We start from the raw sequence: 16,701 nt of genomic DNA, 5'->3' as shown, positions 1-16,701 counted from the left end.
GTCACGCCCGCAGTGCCTGCGCCGCGGTCGCCGTCACCGTCTGAGCCACCTGCGCGAGCGCCGGCGAGTCGAGCTTCCACTGCTGCCAGTACAGCGGCACGTCGACCGTGCGGCGCGGGGCGATGCCGACGAGCCGGCCGTCACGCAGCAGGGGGTCCGCCTGGGGTTCCGGCACCAGGCCCCAGCCCAGCCCGGCGGCGACGGCCTCGACGAAGCCCTCCGAGGTCGGCACGTAGTGCCGCAGCGCGCTCGCGCCGCCGCGCCCCCGGGTGAGCCCGCGCACGAAACCGTCCTGGAAGTCGTCACGCCGGTCGAAGACCACCACCGGCACCTCACCGAGTGCCTGCGCCAGGGGCCCGCCGAGGTGCCGCGCGGCGAAGGCCGGCGCGGCCACGGGCAGATAGCGCATCCGGCCGAGCGGCCGCACGGAGCAGCCCGGCACGGGATCCGGCGACGAGGTCACCGCCGCCATCACCGCACCCTCCCGCAGCAGGGCCGCCGTGTGGTCCTCGTCCTCGCGGCGCAGCTCGAAGCAGAGCCGCAGCTCCTGCGGTACGCGGGTGAGTACGGGGAGGAACCAGGTGGCCAGCGAGTCGGCGTTCACCGCCACCGACACCCGGGTCGGCTCCCCGGCACCGCTCAGTCCGAGCTCCGCCTGGGCGTCGTGCTCCAGCCGTGCCACCTGGCGGGCCAGCCGCACCAGGACCTCGCCCGACTCGGTCGGCCGCACCGGCTTGGTCCGCAGCAGCAGGACCCTCCCCGTGCGCTGTTCCAGCGCCTTCACCCGCTGGCTGATCGCCGACGGCGTCACGTGCAGCGCGGCCGCCGCCGCGTCGAACGTCCCCTCGTCCACGACGGCGAGCAGGGTCCGCACCTGGTCCAGGGGGAGATCGGTCATCATCATGTGGGCTAATGATACGTAAGAATCCTTAGCTGGACCCGACCTGCGAGTCCCCCTAGCGTCGATGCCATGACCAGCACCTTCACCGCCGGCGCCGCCGGTTTCGGCACCGGACTGTCCCTCATCGTCGCCATCGGCGCCCAGAACGCCTTCGTCCTGCGGCAGGGCATCCGCCGCCAGGCCGTCCTCGCCGTCGTCGGGATCTGCGCCCTGTCCGACGCGGCACTCATCGCGCTCGGGGTCGGCGGGGTCGGCGCGGTGGTGGTGAAGTGGCCGGGTGCCCTCACGGTGGTCGGCTGGATCGGCGGCGCCTTCCTGCTGTGCTACGGCGCCCTGGCCGCCCGCCGGGTGTTCCGGCCGGACGGGGGCGCACTGCGGACCGAGGGGGAGGCGGCCGGGTCGGTGCGCCGGGCCGTGCTCACCTGCCTGGCGATGACCTGGCTCAACCCGCACGTCTACCTCGACACCGTGTTCCTGCTGGGGTCCGTCGCCGCCGACCACGGTGCGCTGCGCTGGACCTTCGGCCTCGGCGCCGTGCTGGCCAGCCTGTGCTGGTTCACCGCCCTCGGGTTCGGCGCCCGCATGCTCGGCCGATTCCTCGCCAGGCCCGCCGCCTGGCGCGTCCTGGACGGCCTGGTCGCCGCCACCATGATCGTGCTCGGTGCCGTGCTCATCGTCGGCAGCTGACACCTCGGACGCGGGCCGCCGACGGGCCGGTGCGATAGTGATCCCCGCCCGGAAAGATGTAGCGAGCATCCAGGAAGCGGCGCGTGGACACGAGCGAGAACACAACACAAGAGCGAGAACCCGAACCTCAGGCGCCCCGGCGGCGCGGCCTGCGGCGCTGGGCGATGGACACCCGCCCCCTGCGCCGCCCCGCCTACCGCCGGCTGTGGGGCTCGACCGTCGTCACGGCCGTCGGCAGCCAGCTCACCGCCGTCGCCGTCCCCAAGCAGGTCTACGACATCACCGGCTCATCGGCCTGGGTGGGCGCCGCGAGCCTGGCCGGCCTCGTGCCCCTGATCGTGTTCGCGCTGTGGGGCGGGGCCATCGCCGACACCATGGACCGGCGCAAGCTGCTGCTGCTCACCAACAGCGGCATCGCCGTCACCTCGCTGCTGTTCTGGCTCCAGGCCTTCGCCGGCGTGGAATCGGTGGCCGCTCTGATGCTGCTGCTCGCCGTGCAGCAGGCCTTCTGGGGCCTGAACGCACCGGCCCGCAGCGCCTCCATCGCCCGGCTGGTCCCCGCGGACGAACTGCCCGCCGCGGGCGCCCTCGGCTCGACGGTGATGCAGACCGGCCAGGTGGCCGGCCCGCTGCTCGCCGGCGCCCTCATCCCCGTCGTCGGCCTGCCCGAGCTGTACCTCATCGACGCGCTGGCGCTGTGCGTGACGGTCTGGGCCGTGTACCGGCTGCCCGCGTTGCCGCCCCTGGCCGGCACGGTGGCGCGGCGCGCGGGCGTGAAGGAGATCGCCGCCGGTTTCCGCTACATCTCCGGCCACACCGTGCTGCTGCTGTCCTTCCTCGCCGACATCGTCGCCATGGTCCTCGGCATGCCCCGTGCCCTCTTCCCGCAGCTCGCCTCCCAGACCTACGCCTCGTACGGCGAAGGGCTCGCGCTGGGCCTGCTGTTCGCGGCCATCCCCGTCGGCGCCGTGCTGGGCGGACTGTTCTCCGGCACCTTCTCCCGGGCCCGGCGGCACGGCCTGATGGTCATCGGGGCGGTCGTCGTCTGGGGCGTGGCCATCATGGGCTTCGGGCTGAGCGGCAACCTCTGGGTGGCGGTGGCCTGCCTCGCCGTGGCCGGGGTGGCCGACATGGTCTCCATGGTCTTCCGCGGGGCGATCCTGCTGTCCGCCGCCACCGACGAGATGCGCGGCCGCATGCAGGGCGTCTTCACGGTCGTCGTGGCGGGCGGGCCACGCCTGGCCGATGTGCTGCACGGCACCGCCGGCTCCGCCGTCGGCCCCCGCACGGCCGTCGCGGGCGGCGGGCTGCTGGTCGTCGTGGTGATGCTGGTGCTGGCCACCGCGGTACCGGCGCTGCGCCGCTACCGGGTGTGAGGCCCCACGCGGCTCACAGGACTCCGCGCCGGTGCAGCGTGTACTGCTCCATCAGCTTTCCGCGGGTCATCTCCAGCCGGTGGGCGAGCACCTCGGCGACGTTGCGCACCAGCATCATCCCGAGCTCCGGGTCTTCCCGGCACAGCTCCAGCACAGCCCCCGCGTCGAACTCGTAGGCCCGCACCGGGCTGAACGCCACCGCGCCGAAGTCCCACGTGTACGGCGGGAACAGCCAGGACCAGCCGAGCAGGTCGCCCGCGCCGAGGCTGGCCACGGTCACCCGCTGCAGGGAGTTCACCTGCTGGTCCAGGGAGACGGCGCCGGAGCGGATGACCCAGAAGCGGTCGGCCGTGCCGTCCGCCTCGAAGATCCGGGTGTCCTCGGGGAAGGACACCTCCCGGGCGAGCGTCATCAGGCGCTGCCGCTGGGGCGGAGGCAGGGCGGTCAGGAGTTTGATCGCTTTGGTCATGACGCGGAGCTCCTCGCCGGGCGGTCGACTGCGGTGCTGTGTCCAGGGTCCTAAGCCCATTTCAGCCGCTGCGGGGGCCGTGGGCACCTCGGCGTACGCGACTTCTTCGGAGGGGTCGCCCGGGCATGAAAAAGCCCTGGCTGGACGGGGGGGGACCAGCCAGGGCCGTAAGCGGTGATGCACGGAGGACCAGGAGTCGACTCCGTCACCACGTATATGAACCGTAAACCATTCGGGGGGCGGACGCGCACCCGAAGACCGGGTTGCGTGACCCGTTTCACGCCCGGGTCACCGCGCGAGCACCCGCACCGTCTCCAGCTCCGGGTCCTCGGGGTCGGGCAGGTGCATGCCCGCCTCCAGCCCCGTCCGCAAGTACGCCAGCACCGGCTCGGTCAGACGCTCACCGGGGAGGACGGCGGGGATACCGGGGGGATACGGCGTGATCATCTCGGCCGCGACCCGCCCGGCCGCCTCGGACACCGGCACGGCCTCGGCCGGGCCGAAGAACGCGTCCCGGGGCAGCACCGCCTGCTCCATCCGCAGCTCCGCCGGCGACGGCACCTCCACCCGCGGCGCCCGGGGCAGATCCGGCGCGACCCGCGCCAGGTCCCGCAGCGCCTCCAGCAACTGCCCGGTGGTCTCCCGGTCGTCGCCGTGGGTGATCTGCGCGCCGATACGGCGGTGGTCCACCAGATGCGCGTCGATCCGCCGGTGCTCGCGCAGCCAGTCCGCCGCCTGGAAACCCGTGATCCCGAGTCCGGTGAGGTCGATGACGCCGGGCAGCGGGTCGAGGTCGTCGGCCAGACCCGGACCGCAGAAGTCGTCCCGGTCGTTCACGTGCAGACCGTCGATCTCCTCGATGGAGGCCCGGACCTCGGCCGCGAGGGCCAGCGCACCGCCCATCAGTTCCTTGCCGTGCAGCGCCATCTGCCGCCGCCAGCCGTCGAGACCCGCGAAGATCAGCACCGACGGGCTGGTGGTGCCCAGCAGGTCCGCACGCATCCCCAGCAGCTCCGGCGGCACCAGATCGCCCTGGAGGTGGAAGACCGACCCCTGTTCCAGACCACTGCCCATCTTGTGGATGCTGGTCACGCAGATGTCCGCGCCCGCGTCCATCGCCCACGACGGCAGATCGGGATGGAAGGGCAGGTGCGCGCCCCACGCCTCGTCGACGATCAGCGGCCGTGAGCGCCGGTGACACACATCGGCGATCGCCCGCAGGTCCGCACAGCCCCCGTACGGCGTGGGACTCGTGACCAGGGCGCCGCGCGCGTCCGGATGCGCCTCGAAGGCCCGGTCGAACTCCTCGGCCGACGGGGGATGGGCGATGTTCCGCTCGGCGTCCCAGCGGGGCTCGACCCAGACCGGCTCGATACCGGAGATGATCAGGCCCGCCACCACCGACTTGTGCGCGTCACGCCCGACCAGGAGTTTCTCGTGCGGTCCCGCGACCGACAGCATCGCGGCCTTGACCGACAGGGAGCTGCCGCACGTGCTGAAAAACGTGTGCTCGGCATGCACAGCGTCGGCCATCAGCTCCTGCGCGCGTTGCAGCACCCGCCCACGGGTCAGCCGGTCGTCCAGACCGCCCGAGGCCAGCACGTCCCCGTGGAACACCGCGTCACCGAGGATCTCCCGGACCGCCGGGTCCGCGCCGCGGGCCTGCTTGTGCCCGGGCGGTGTGAACGAAAGATGCCCCTTGCGTCGGTACTCGTCCAGGGCATCCAGAACCGGTGCTCGCGTGTGGTCGGCTGTCATGCGCACCGGGTTCCCGGCGTGTGCCCCCGCAATCCGGTCTCACCCGGACGGCCCCCGGCGTCGGTACGGTCAGCCCTCCGGCGTGTGTTTGCCCGGCGTCACGATCTCGTCCAGCACCCGCAGCACCGCCTCGTAGGACATCCGCCGCACGGCCGCGTCCCTGGCCCCCTGCGGGTCGGTCGCGTCCAGTTCCTCGCTCCTGGACCGCCACGTCCGCTCCTCCTGCACCGCGCACTCCCTCGCACGCCGGATGCGACGCAACAGCTCGTCAGAATCCACCACATCGGTCATGCACCCCCGCGTACCCGCCCAGCGCGCGGAAATGGCACCGGCACCGGCCGTTCGACGCGTTTCACGGGTCTTCCGGGTGGACCGGAGGTTTGCAGGTGCGGTCAGAGGTGAGCCGAAGAGTAAGACCGCGGCGCTCACGCGGTGCGCGCCCCGAACGCCGCGGCAGGTCGAGCAAGCAGTGGGTCCGAGGACCCGGGCAGGCCCCTGCGGGCGGCCCCGGAACGCGGTCCGGACCCGTTCATCCGTCCGTGTTTTCAGGGAGCTGCAGAATGTGCGAGGAGCACATGATCGAATCCGTAGGCGAGCCGCCCGGCGCTCACCGGGCCCGGCCGTGCAAGCCCGCCGAGGCGCGCCGGGCGGTGGAGCTGGCCGTGGCCGAACGCTGCCGGGCCACCCACACCCCGTGCGACACGAACGCCCTGTCCGACGCGCTGCTCGTGGCCTCGGAGCTGACGACCAACGCGATCCTGCACGGCGGCGGTGTCACCGACTTCCGCGTGGACGTCGACGATCCCGGCGTGCGCGTGTCGGTCAGCGACCGCAGTGACGCGCTGCCCGTGACCGCGCCCCGCACCGATCCGCACGGACGCATGCGGCACGGCGGCCACGGCTGGCCCATCGTCTGCCGGCTCGCCCGCGACGTCCGGGTGTCGGACCTGCCCTCCGGGGGCAAGTGCATCACCGCCGTCGTGCCCCTGTTCTGACGCCGGTGAGGCAGCGCCCGACAGATTGCACTGCAAAGCGGAGTTTGTTCCCCCGGGCCCAGGGCAGACGCAAATTCGTGCTTCGGACCGGAGGCGCCCCAGCGGGAGCGGTATGGCTGCCCCGGAGGCCCTCCAGGCGATCCGGGCAGCATCCTTCCCGCGGTCAGTCCCTGAAACCACCGTTCAGGAGCGAATCCGCATGCTCATCGAAACGCCCACCCACCGTCCCGGCACGCCCGAAACGACGACCCCCGCTTCCCGGCGGCGTCACGACGACGCCCCCGACACCGCCGCCCTCTTCGCCCGGATGGCGGAGCTGGAGGAGGGTCCCGAACGGGAGGCCGTCCGCGACGAACTGGTCACCCTGTGGCTGCCCATGGCCCACCGCATCGCCGGCCGCTTCCGCGACCGCGGAGAGTCGATCGAGGATCTGCGGCAGGTCGCCGCGCTGGGCCTGGTGAAGGCCATCGACCGGTTCGACCCGAGCCGGGGTGCCTTCGAGAGTTACGCCGTCCCGACCATCACCGGCGAGGTCAAGCGGCACTTCCGGGACCGCATGTGGGCCCTGCGGGTGCCCCGCCGTGTGCAGGAACTGCGCAACAAGGTGCGGGTGGCACGCCGTGAACTCACCCAGAACCCGGGCAGCCCCGAGCCCTCCGTGGCGGATCTCGCCACCCACACCGGCCTCACCGAGGAAGAGGTCAACGCCGGGCTCGAGGCCCTGGACAGCTTCAGCACCCTGTCGCTGGACGCCGAACTCTCGGCCGACGACGACGGCTACAGCCTCGCGGACACCCTCGGGGCGGCCGACTCGTCCTTCGACGTCGTCGTGGACCGCGAGTCCGCCAAGGAGGGCCTGCGCCGACTGCCGGAGCGCGAACGGGCCATCCTCTACATGCGCTTCTTCGAGGACATGACCCAGAGCCGCATCGCCGACCACCTCGGCATCTCACAGATGCACGTCTCCCGCCTCATCAGCCGCAGCTGCGCCCGGGTACGCGACGAGGTCATGGGGCAGCGGACGGGCAACCGGGGCAGCGGCGGCCCCTCCACGACGGCCTGACCATCCGACCCAACGAGGAGCGAAACGAACATGCTGAGGCCCCACCCCGCCGTGCTGCGCCGGCTCGTCGACGAGTACCAGGCCCTGACGGCCGCCGAGGCCGCCCACGGACCGGCGGAGCCGAACCCCAGGATGCGCGACCTGGCGTACACGCTGTGCGTGTCCACCGGCACCCGGGACGTCGAGCGCGCCCTGGAGGCCGCCCACCGGTGGCTCGCGATCGCGCCCGCACCGGTTCGCGAGCCCGCCGCGCCGATGGCCGGGCAGCGTATGCCGGTCACGGAGCCCGCCTGATCCTGGTGCGCCACTGAGCGACGGGGAGGACGAGGCCGAACGAGGGCCCGGCCGACGGCGCAAGCCGTGGCCGGGCCCCTTCGTGCCATGACATCGACACGCCAGGAGTTTCCATGTCCACAGCGGGGTGTCAGGCGGGCGCCGACGACGGCGAGCTGGAGCGCCTGCGCGCGCAGCTGCGCGATCTGCGGGCCCGCGCCCGCTGATCTCGCAGGCACAGGGCATCCTGCAGGAGCGGTACGCGCTGCCGGACGGGGAGAGCGCCTTCGCCCTGATGCAGCGGGCGTCCCAGCTGCACAACGTCAAGTTGCGCACGCCGGCGGGCGTCCTGGTGGCCGCACCGAGGCCCGACGGCTCGGACGCCCTGTGGTTCCCGCGGCGGGTCCGCGAGGCGGAACCGGAGCTGACCTTCACACAGGCGCACCGGTCCGGTTCCGGCAGCCGGAGCGCCGTCCTGAAGGCCGTACTGCGTTCCACCTTGACGGTGGTCGGCACCGACATGGGCAACATGCAGGTGACCGACCGGGCGCGGGGCGGCCTGAGCATCGAGCAGCACACCGGCCTCACGGCCGACTTCGTCGACTTCTTCTCCCACGTCGGCGAGGACGGCACGTCCTGCGCGCAAGCCGCCCGGGACGTCGCCCAGGTCACCGTGCACGACGTGGAGAGCGATCCGGTGTTCTCCGAACCGGCCCGCCTGGCCCGGGCAGCAGAGCCTGCCACAGCGTGCCCCTGACGACCGCGTCCGGGCTGTGCGTCGGCATGGTCTCGGCCCACCTGGACCGGCCCCTGAACGGACTGACCACGGCCAGAACAAGGCGCTGGACACCGTCGGCGGCCAGGCGGGCCGATGGCTCGCCTGGCATGACCGCACGGTCGTCCTGGACGCCTTGGAGCACCTGCACGCCCTCGGCCGCGCCGCACACGGAACGAGACTGCGCCGGTCCTGAGCCCGTGACGGGAGTGGCTCCGCCGTACCGCTGGGGGAGACAGCTCCCGTCCGACAACCGGTATCCCCTGGTCCGGCGGTTGTGCAGGGTGTGTGAACGCCGACCCGGGGCATCCGGACTGCCGGGAGGTCTACATGAACACGAGTGCGACGGCACAGGGCGGTCAGGTGCGGGCCCGGCGGATGGCGCGGGGTTCGGTGACCGAGGGGGCGGCACGGGCGGGCTTCGCCGCCCGGGGCGTGATCTATCTGCTCGTCGGAGCGCTGGCCCTGCAGATCGCCTTCGGCGACACCGGCCACCAGGCCGACCGCGGGGGAGCCCTGCAGGAACTGGCACAGAAGCCGTTCGGCGCGGTGCTGCTGTGGGCGCTGGGCATAGGGCTCGTCGGCATGGCCCTGTGGCGGCTGTCCGAAGCCCTCTTCGGCTCGATCGGCAAGGACGGCCGCAGCGCACGCAAGCGGCTCATGGCGGCGGTTCGCTTCGTCTTCTACGTCTTCGTCGCCTACTCGGTGCTGACCTTCGCGGTCAGCCGCCACCAGAGCGGCGGATCCAGCGACCAGCAGTCCCGGGACGCCACGGCCAAGGTGCTGGAGATTCCCGGCGGCCAGTGGCTGGTCGGCGCCGCGGGGATCGGCATCGTGGCGGCCGGCGGCTGGATCGCCGTCCGCGCGGTGCTGCGCAAGTACCACGACAAGCTCCGGCTGGGTCAGATGAGCCACCGGACGCGGCAGCTGGTGGACGTCACGGGCGTGGCCGGCGGCGCGGCCCGAGGGCTGGTGTTCGCGGTGGCCGGTGTCTTCGCCGTCCGCGCGGCCGTCGACTACGAACCCGACAAGGCCAAGGGCCTGGACGACACCCTGCGCACCTTCGCCGACACCCCGCTCGGCCCCTGGCTGCTGGTGTGCGTCGCGGCCGGGCTGGTGCTCTTCGGAGTGTTCTCCTTCGCCATGGCCCGCTGGCGGCGCGTCTGAGCCGCGTTTCGTGGGGAACACGATGCCAATGAGCGATTCCGAGATTCCGCATGGCGATGGCCGGCCCGTGGACATGTACCTGGACCTCCTGCGCATCCGGATGGACACGGAGGACTACCGCCTGCTGATGCGCGCGGTGGAACCCGTCCTGGAGGCGATCGAAGAGGAACGCCTGTCCAGCCTCGACTTCGCGCTCGACTCCGGGGGCGACGACGAACTGCCCCAGGAGGTCCGTGACGAGGTGGCGCTCGTCATCGCCACCGCCGTCACCGGCCGCCTCGACAACGAGGTGGTCGAACTCGACGTCGACGACACCGGCCCGGTCAGGATCGTCACGGACGCCACCACCGCGTCCGACCCGATCCGCCTCGGCGAGATAGCCGACTACATCCGGGACCGGCACAGGCAGACCGAGGAGCTGCGGGGCATCGCCGAGGTGAGCGGGCTGCCCACGGACTTCTGACGGGCGGCGGCTCCGTGGTCCTCCCCGGAGGGCTCTCGCCCCTTGGCGGCCCTCAGCCCTTGGGCTCCGCCACCGGCACGTCCAGCGGCCGGGCGAGACCCACCACGGCCTCGTCCAGCCGCTCCAGATGCCGCAGCACGCGGTCGGTGATGCGGCCGTAGCGCGGCGTGCCGGCGTCGGATCCCAGCAGGGAGGCGATGCTCGGCCCGGTCTCGACCCGCGCGACCGCGTGCTCGTCGGCCACCCGGGCCGCGATCGTCTCGATGTTGCGCACCGTGCGCCCGGCGGCCCCCCGCAGTCGCGGATCCGCCGCGATCGAGGGATGCGTGGGCAGCAGTTCGGCGGTCGCCGCCAGTGTCCGTGCGTGATACGCGCACGTCTCCAGCAGCGCCACCACGTAGCGGGCCGTGTTCCGCCGCGTCCGCAGGGGTGTGACCGGGTGGATCAGCGGCTGGGTCGCGGCCCGCAGATCGGCCAGCGACTGGTCCAGATCGCGCGCCTTGTCCAGCAGCTCGTCCGCGGGTCCGCCGCTCAGCTGGCCGACCGCGGCCTCGGTGACCTCGGCGAGTCGCTCCAGTACGGTCCCCAGCAGCTCGTTCGTACGGCGGTCCGTCTGCACCGGCAGCACCAGCGCCGCCGCGACCACCCCGCAGGCCGCGCCGAGCGCCGTCTCCTCGATGCGCAGCACGAGCACGTCGAGGCTGTAGGTGTGCAGCAGCGTGTAGAGCAGCCCCAGCATCGCGGTGACGAAGAACGACATCAGGGTGTACGACAGGGGCGCCGAGTAGAACATCGCGAAGATCAGCACCAGGACCAGGGCGAACGCCGTCCAGGTGTGGTTGCCGACCAGCCCCGCCAGCACGATCCCGGCCACCACGCCGAACACCGTGCCCAGCAGCCGCCGGTACCCCTTGACCAGGATCTCGCCCGTGGAGGCGGTGTTGAGGAAGACGATCCAGCACGTCAGCACCGCCCAGTACCAGCGCTGCGACGACAGCAGCTCGCCGCCCACGATGGCCAGCGCGGACCCGACGGCGACCTGCACGGCCGCACGCGTGGTGGGCCGTTGCAGCCCCGTCTGCTCCTCCGGAGTCGGCTCCTCGCCGCCGCCGTCGATCGCCGCGTCCTCGGCGTCCAGTTCCTCGCGGGAGCGGGCCGTTGCGGGGGTGTCGTCCGACTCGTCCTGCGGGCCGTCCAAGGCGATCCGCAGCCCGAGCACCGAGCGGGCCGACTCGCCGATGCCGCGGAAGACGTCCTGGACGGCGGCCGAGGCGGGCGGCAGGTTCTCCTCGTCCCGGTAGCCGAGGAGCCGGTTGCGCACATGGGCCAGGCCGGTGCCGGTGTCGCCGCTGCCGGCCCGCAGCACCAGAGCGTGCAGCGCCCGCAGATCGCGGCGCAGCGTGGCGCCCGCCTCGTCCGGCATCTCCGGCCCGGTGAGCGACGGGACGGGCGCGCCCGGCAGGTGCAAGGTCAGCGTGTCGGCCCGTTCGGCGGTGCGGGCGGTCAGCAGCAGCAGGCCGAGCCGCTCCGCGGCGATCTCGGCGTCCGCGATCCTGCGCTGCACCAGCCGTGCCGCCGACTCGTCCGGGGTGCCCTCCTCCAGCCGTCCCTGGATCATCATCGCCGTCTCGTGGAGCCGGGCGGTCCCCTCGCGCAAGGCCTGCAGCGCCTTGTCCATCTCGTCCGCGGAGGCGTCGAGGAGTTCTGCTTGCGCGGACACCAGCTGGGCCAGCCGGGCACGGAAGGCCAGGCGCAGCCGCAGCAGCACACCCGTGGGCGTCGCGGGGACGACCGCGAAGCGCATCAGCGCACTGGAACAGAACGCCACCGCCATGGCACCGCACAGCGCGGGCAGCGTGGCGAGGGTGGCGCCGACGAACAGGGACAGGAAGTAGATCTGGAAACCGATCAGCCCGAGCGCGGTGCCCCGGTCGCCGAACCGGCGGCCGTAGACCGCACAGAAAATCAGGACGACGAAGAACGCGTCACCGACGACGACACGCGTGTTGAGGACCGCCCCCAGGGAGACCGAGGCCAGGGCCACCGGCAGTCCCAGGGCCAGCGTCACCGCCTGCGGACCGAGCTGCTTCTCGCGGATGGCGAAGGTGGCGACCATCGCCGCCATGGCCCCCGCCACCAGCAGGTGCACATCGGCCCGCAGCAGGGACAGCACGGCCAGGGTGAGGGCGATCGCGCCGACCGTTCGCAACCCGGCCGTCAGACGCAGCAGTCCGGGGTCGGACGCTGCGATCCGGTCCCGCAGTCGTGCCCGCACCGCGCGTCCTGCTGCCCTCACCCGCCGCATTCTCTCCCTGCTCACACCAAGATCCGTATCTCAGCATGACATGCCGCGAGCGGAAGCTCCCGTCCGGGCCGTCCTACTCCGGCCCGCCGGACCCCACGACGCGCTCCCGCACCTGCTCCGGCGTCAGATAGGCGTCGGTGTACTCGAAGTCCTTCAGCCGCGCGGCCTTGCGGGCCTGGAACCCCGTCCGTACGAAGTCGTCACCGGCGACCGCGTTGAGCAGCCAGTTCGTCATCACCCGAGTCTTGGCCACGTTGGTGCGCAGCGCCGACCAGTGGTAGCCGCGGGCCACGGCCTGGGCGGGCAGCCCGCGCAGTTCGATGCCCAGCGGCTTGGAGACCGCGTCGGTGCCGCCGAGGTCGACGACGAGCCCGAGGTCCTTGTGCACGTACGGCTTCAGCGCCTGGCCCCGCAGCGACGCGATGACATTCTCGGCGACGTGCCTGCCCTGCCGCAGGGCGTGCTGCGCGGTGGGCGGGCACATGGCCCCGTCACCCTTGGCCAGGTCGGGCACGGCGGCCGAGTCGCCGAGCGCGAACACCCCGTCGTCGCCCGGCAGGTTCATCTCCGGGGCGACCGCGAGCCGGCCCTTGACGGTCTCCGCCCCGAGCGTGGCGATGAGCGGGCTGGCGACGACCCCGGCGGTCCAGATGAGCGTGCGGGTCGGGATCACCCGTCCGTCGGTGAAGGTGACCTCCTCGGGTCCGGCCTTGGCGATGGAGGTGCCCAGGGAGATCTCGATGCCCCGCCGGCGCAGGATCTCCTGCGCGCTGCTGCCGAGCTTGTCGCCCAGCTCCGGCATCAGCTTCGGTGCGATGTCGATCAGATGCCACTTGATCAGGCTCGGGTCAAGGCGCGGGTAGCGCTTGACCGCCGCGTGCGTCAGCCGCTGCAGGCACGCCGCCGTCTCGGTGCCCGCGTAGCCGCCGCCGACCACCACGAACTGCAGCCGCGAGGCCCGCTCCGCGGCGTCCTGGCTCGCGTCGGCCAGGTCCAGCTGCGAGATGACGTGGTCACGGATGTACGCCGCCTCCGCGAGCGTCTTCATCCCGAACGCGTGGTCCGTCAGCCCCGGGATGTCGAAGGTCCGGGTGATGCTTCCGGGCGCCAGCACGATGTAGTCGTACGGCTCGTTGACGATCTCGTCGGTGATGGTGCGGATGACACAGACCTTGGACTTCAGGTCCACGCCGATGGCGCCGCCCGGAATGATGCGCGTGCGGTACTTCTTGCTGCGGCGCAGGGAGACGGCGATCGACTGCGGCGTCAGCACACCGGAGGCGACCTGGGGGAGCAGCGGGAGGTAGAGCTGGTAGGCGAACGGCGTCACGAGCGTGACGTCCGCCTCGTCCGGGGAGAGTTTCCGTTCCAGACGGCGGACGCACTCCACGCCGGCGAAGCCTGCGCCAACCACCAGGATCCTGGGTCGTGTCACGGTGTTCATCCCTTTCTGCGGCTCCAGGCGGTCTGCCTCGAACGCCTTCCGACTGCCCCTGGATCGCTGGTTCGCACCCTTTCGATCCCACCGTGTCTCCGGCCGGCGCGCCAGCCGGACGCGGCAGGCAGACGAACGCGTCGATCACCACCATGCCCGCACCCTGGCCGAAAAGCACCGGGTGGGAGTGAAGAACGCGTGCACACCCGGACGGCCGGACCCGCCGTCAGGAGTCCACGCCTCCTTGGACATGACACAGCAACAGACACACGTCGTCGTCCCGCTCCGAATCGCTCAGCAGCGGATGCAGCAGCCGGTCCGCCGAACCCTCCAGGTCCGCGTCCAGTTCCGCGGACCGGAACCCGCCGAGTGCCGTGGCCAGCCGCTCGATCCCGGGGTCTATGCCCTGGGCGCGCCGCTCCACCAGCCCGTCCGTGTACAGCGCGAGGGTCGAGCCGGGCTCCAGGTCCTCCGTGTGGTCGGCGATCTCCTGGGTGAGCGGGATGCCGAGCATCGCACCGGGCTTGGCGTCGAGGGTGCGCACGGTGCCGTCGGGCAGCCGCAGCACCGGCGGGGGATGCCCCGCGGCGGCCCAGGTCAGCGTGGGCTCGTCCGGGTGGAACCGGGCGATGACGGCGGTGGCGTACAGATCCGGCTGGAGATGGTGCAGGAACCGGTGCAGCCGGGTCAGCAGCCGGCCGGGGCTGTCGCCGTCGACGGCGTACGCCCGCAGCGCGGTGCGCAGCTGGCTCATCATGACCGCCGCGTGCAGACCGTGTCCGGTCACGTCGCCGATGACGGTGATGAGGCCGCCGTCCCGCTGGGGGAACGCGTCGTACCAGTCACCGCCGATGTTCAGCCCGTGGGTGGCCGGAAGGTAGCGTGCCGCCAGACTCAGTCCCGGCGTGGCAGGCAGATCCGTCAGCAGGGCACGCTGCAGCGTCTCGGCGATGTCGCGGTTGTGCTCGAAGCGCCGGGCGTTGTCGATCGCGATGCTGGCACGCCGGGTGAGCTCGATCAGCATCACCGCGTCGTCCGGGTCCCAGCGTTCCCCGGGCGGCGAGAGCGTCAGGATCCCCAGTGGAGCCCGCCGCGTCGGCAGCGGCACGCACAGCAACGGCCGTCCGGGATTTAGGGCCGACGGCGGCTGGTCCTCGACACCGGGCAGGTTGCCGGGATGGTCGGCGGCGTACTGGGGCCGCCCGGTGCGGGCCGCGACCACCGCGGCGGCCGGATGCGGCGCCGAGCGGTGCTTGTCCTCCTCGTGGTCGAACAGCCAGACGTCGACACTGCGCGCGTACTCCGGCACCAGCAGGTCCGGCAGCCGGCGCACGATCTCCTCGTGGTTGAGCGACGCCGTCAGCACCGCGCTCGCGTCCGCGAGGAACGTCAGCCGGCGCCGGGCGCTCTCCGCCTCGTTGCGGGCGCTGCGCTCGGCGGCGAAGGCCTCCCGCTGGGCCCGCCCGGCCGCGTCCAGCTCGGCGTGCAGGGCGAGGACGCCCTGGTTGGTCTGGTGCAGCTCCTCGCGGTGGAAGGAGACCAGGTCCTCCTGCTCGGTGAGTTTGTCCAGCACCACGGCCGTGTCCTCGTCGGCGCCGAGCAGGGCCTCCGACAGGGCCGCCGGGTCGTCGGGGACGGTGCCGTCCTCGGTGGCCTCGGCCGCTTCGGGACAGGGGACCGTGACCTCCCAGAGCGGCTCCCCGGCGGCGCACGCCTCCGGCGACGGAGTCACCACGACGTGCAGCAGGCCTTCCTCGGCGGGGGAGCCCGCGAGGTCCATCGTGAGCCGCCAGGTGCCGCCCTTGGTGAGGCACTGCCGCAGGTGGGCGCTGAGGTCGGCGGCGAGCCGGGTCCGTTCGACGGTGGGCACACCGTACGCGGCGGCCAGGCGCGCGAGCGAGATGCGGGCGCGGGCCGCGTCGGTGACGGTGGTGATCTGCCAAGTGCGCATCATGGGCGTTCCGGCGGGTTCGAGGTCAGCACGGCCACGGCGGTGTCGTCCCGCACCGGCCGGGCGGGACTGCTGGCGTCACGTATCGTCACGGCGGCCGTCACGGCCGGGTCGGTGGCGGGCAGACCGGGGTCGGACGGCGGCGTCCAGCGGCTGGGCAGGCCGTCGGTGTGCAGGATGAGTATCGGGTCGCCCACCCAGTCGGCCTCCTCCTCGCGGAGGGTGCCGGGCCGGTGGACCCCGACGATGCCGGGCCGCGACAGCAGGGGGCGCCAGGTGCCGTCGGTGCGCAGTCGCGCCCCGACGTTGCCGATGCCGGCGAACCGCAGCCGCCCGGCCGCCAGGTCGAGCTGGGCCAGCGCGACGGCCGCGCCCCGTGTGCCCCGCAACGCGTCGTGCAGCCGGTGCAGCGACTCGGCGGGGGACAGGTGAGCCCAGCGGTACAGCGCCGTGACCGCAGCCGACGAGGCCCGGGCGGCCTCCGGCCCGTGCCCCAGCCCGTCCGCCAGCATCAACGTCACCCGGCCCCCGGCCCGGACCCACGCCCAGGCGTCCCCCGAGTACTCGGCTCCGCCGTAGGGGATGTTCACCCCACCGGCCCGCACCCCGGAAACCGGCAAGGAACGGCTCTGCGGGGAGGTGACCCGGGTGGCCGCAAGACCGGGGGCCGTCGCCCCGCGGCGCTCTCCTGGACTCGTCCAGGGATCACCGCCGGCGGCCCGGGCGTCCGCGAGGCCGTGGGCTGCGGGGGTTCGGGGGGCCGGGTCGGTCTCCGAGGTACCGGAGTCCGCGAGACTGTGGCCCGGTGCTGTCCGGGACGCGCCGTCGTCCCCCGGCGCACCGGCGTCGGCCCGGCCATGGGGAGGTGTCGTCCTGGTCCCCGGTGTGCCGGTTGCCGGGAGGTCGTGGCCGGGGGCTGCGCGGAGCGAGAGGTCGGTCCCCCGGGCGGGGTCGGCCCGTCGCGTGGGACCGCCGGGAATCGAAGGGGCCTGTCCGGGGTGACCGGGGGCAGCGGCCGGCTCGGGCGCGTGGCCCGTCGAGGCGCCGCAGGCCACCGTGCCGAACGGCGGGGAACCGCCGGGC

The 16,701-nt window shown here is 72.7% G+C and carries 15 protein-coding genes and 2 pseudogenes; 9 read left to right on the top strand and 8 right to left on the bottom strand.

Annotated elements, in window-relative coordinates:
• Position 1: 1 nt before the first annotated feature.
• On the bottom strand, positions 2-901 hold the full coding sequence (locus ABTX60_RS27900) for a LysR family transcriptional regulator ArgP (RefSeq protein ID WP_352099880.1): 900 nt from the start codon (positions 899-901) through the stop codon (positions 2-4).
• A 69-nt stretch (positions 902-970) separates the two neighbouring features.
• Here ABTX60_RS27900 and ABTX60_RS27895 point away from each other — a divergent pair, with 69 nt between their 5' ends.
• Complete coding sequence (locus tag ABTX60_RS27895) at positions 971-1,588, top strand: LysE/ArgO family amino acid transporter (RefSeq protein WP_352099766.1); 618 nt, start codon at positions 971-973, stop codon at positions 1,586-1,588.
• Positions 1,589-1,671: 83 nt separating this feature from the next.
• On the top strand, positions 1,672-2,964 hold the full coding sequence (locus ABTX60_RS27890) for an MFS transporter (RefSeq protein ID WP_352099765.1): 1,293 nt from the start codon (positions 1,672-1,674) through the stop codon (positions 2,962-2,964).
• A 13-nt stretch (positions 2,965-2,977) separates the two neighbouring features.
• On the opposite strand, the gene ABTX60_RS27885 is transcribed toward ABTX60_RS27890, so the two are convergent.
• From ABTX60_RS27885 to ABTX60_RS27875, 3 genes are all read right to left on the bottom strand, one after another.
• Positions 2,978-3,433: a cyclic nucleotide-binding domain-containing protein gene (locus tag ABTX60_RS27885; protein WP_352099764.1), complete on the bottom strand. Its 456-nt coding sequence runs from the start codon at positions 3,431-3,433 to the stop codon at positions 2,978-2,980.
• A 288-nt stretch (positions 3,434-3,721) separates the two neighbouring features.
• Entirely contained in the window at positions 3,722-5,191 is a 1,470-nt protein-coding gene (locus ABTX60_RS27880; RefSeq protein ID WP_352099763.1) for an aminotransferase class I/II-fold pyridoxal phosphate-dependent enzyme, read from the bottom strand.
• Positions 5,192-5,260: 69 nt separating this feature from the next.
• The gene (locus ABTX60_RS27875; RefSeq protein ID WP_352099762.1) at positions 5,261-5,482 is read right to left on the bottom strand and encodes a hypothetical protein; all 222 of its coding nucleotides are present in this window, start codon (positions 5,480-5,482) and stop codon (positions 5,261-5,263) included.
• Positions 5,483-5,751: 269 nt separating this feature from the next.
• Here ABTX60_RS27875 and ABTX60_RS27870 point away from each other — a divergent pair, with 269 nt between their 5' ends.
• From ABTX60_RS27870 to ABTX60_RS27840, 7 genes and pseudogenes are all read left to right on the top strand, one after another.
• Positions 5,752-6,186 carry an ATP-binding protein gene (locus ABTX60_RS27870; protein WP_352099761.1) on the top strand — a complete coding sequence of 145 codons (435 nt, stop codon included), beginning with the start codon at positions 5,752-5,754 and terminating at the stop codon, positions 6,184-6,186.
• A gap of 199 nt (positions 6,187-6,385) precedes the next feature.
• Positions 6,386-7,249 carry a SigB/SigF/SigG family RNA polymerase sigma factor gene (locus ABTX60_RS27865; RefSeq protein ID WP_352099760.1) on the top strand — a complete coding sequence of 288 codons (864 nt, stop codon included), beginning with the start codon at positions 6,386-6,388 and terminating at the stop codon, positions 7,247-7,249.
• Positions 7,250-7,279: 30 nt separating this feature from the next.
• The gene (locus ABTX60_RS27860) at positions 7,280-7,543 is read left to right on the top strand and encodes a DUF5133 domain-containing protein (protein WP_352099759.1); all 264 of its coding nucleotides are present in this window, start codon (positions 7,280-7,282) and stop codon (positions 7,541-7,543) included.
• Positions 7,544-7,745: 202 nt separating this feature from the next.
• Positions 7,746-7,808: pseudogene (locus ABTX60_RS27855) on the top strand (hypothetical protein); the annotation flags it as partial.
• 9 nt (positions 7,809-7,817) lie between these two features.
• Positions 7,818-8,279, top strand: coding sequence for a hypothetical protein (locus ABTX60_RS27850; RefSeq protein ID WP_352099883.1), 462 nt, complete (start codon positions 7,818-7,820; stop codon positions 8,277-8,279).
• A gap of 348 nt (positions 8,280-8,627) precedes the next feature.
• Positions 8,628-9,464 carry a DUF1206 domain-containing protein gene (locus ABTX60_RS27845; protein WP_352099758.1) on the top strand — a complete coding sequence of 279 codons (837 nt, stop codon included), beginning with the start codon at positions 8,628-8,630 and terminating at the stop codon, positions 9,462-9,464.
• A 28-nt stretch (positions 9,465-9,492) separates the two neighbouring features.
• A complete protein-coding gene (locus tag ABTX60_RS27840) occupies positions 9,493-9,927 on the top strand; it encodes a hypothetical protein (protein ID WP_352099757.1) in 435 nt (144 codons plus the stop codon).
• A 52-nt stretch (positions 9,928-9,979) separates the two neighbouring features.
• Here ABTX60_RS27840 and ABTX60_RS27835 read toward each other — a convergent pair whose 3' ends face one another.
• The 4 genes and pseudogenes from ABTX60_RS27835 to ABTX60_RS27820 all read right to left on the bottom strand — a co-directional run.
• Positions 9,980-12,223 carry an FUSC family protein gene (locus ABTX60_RS27835; RefSeq protein WP_352099756.1) on the bottom strand — a complete coding sequence of 748 codons (2,244 nt, stop codon included), beginning with the start codon at positions 12,221-12,223 and terminating at the stop codon, positions 9,980-9,982.
• Positions 12,224-12,305: 82 nt separating this feature from the next.
• Positions 12,306-13,676, bottom strand: a complete 1,371-nt coding sequence (locus ABTX60_RS27830) for an NAD(P)/FAD-dependent oxidoreductase (protein WP_352099755.1) — start codon at positions 13,674-13,676, stop codon at positions 12,306-12,308.
• Between the two features lie 217 nt (positions 13,677-13,893).
• Complete coding sequence (locus ABTX60_RS27825) at positions 13,894-15,621, bottom strand: PP2C family protein-serine/threonine phosphatase (protein WP_352099754.1); 1,728 nt, start codon at positions 15,619-15,621, stop codon at positions 13,894-13,896.
• Positions 15,618-16,289 (bottom strand): annotated as a pseudogene (locus tag ABTX60_RS27820) (SpoIIE family protein phosphatase); the annotation flags it as partial. The gene ABTX60_RS27825 and the pseudogene ABTX60_RS27820, both read right to left, overlap by 4 nt.
• Positions 16,290-16,701 lie beyond the last annotated feature (412 nt).

The sequence above is a fragment of the Streptomyces sp. NPDC126510 genome (genome assembly GCF_040302345.1).
GTDB lineage: Bacteria > Actinomycetota > Actinomycetes > Streptomycetales > Streptomycetaceae > Streptomyces.
Note: the sequence above shows the minus strand (reverse complement) of the source record. Positions and strands in the feature narration are given on the sequence as shown.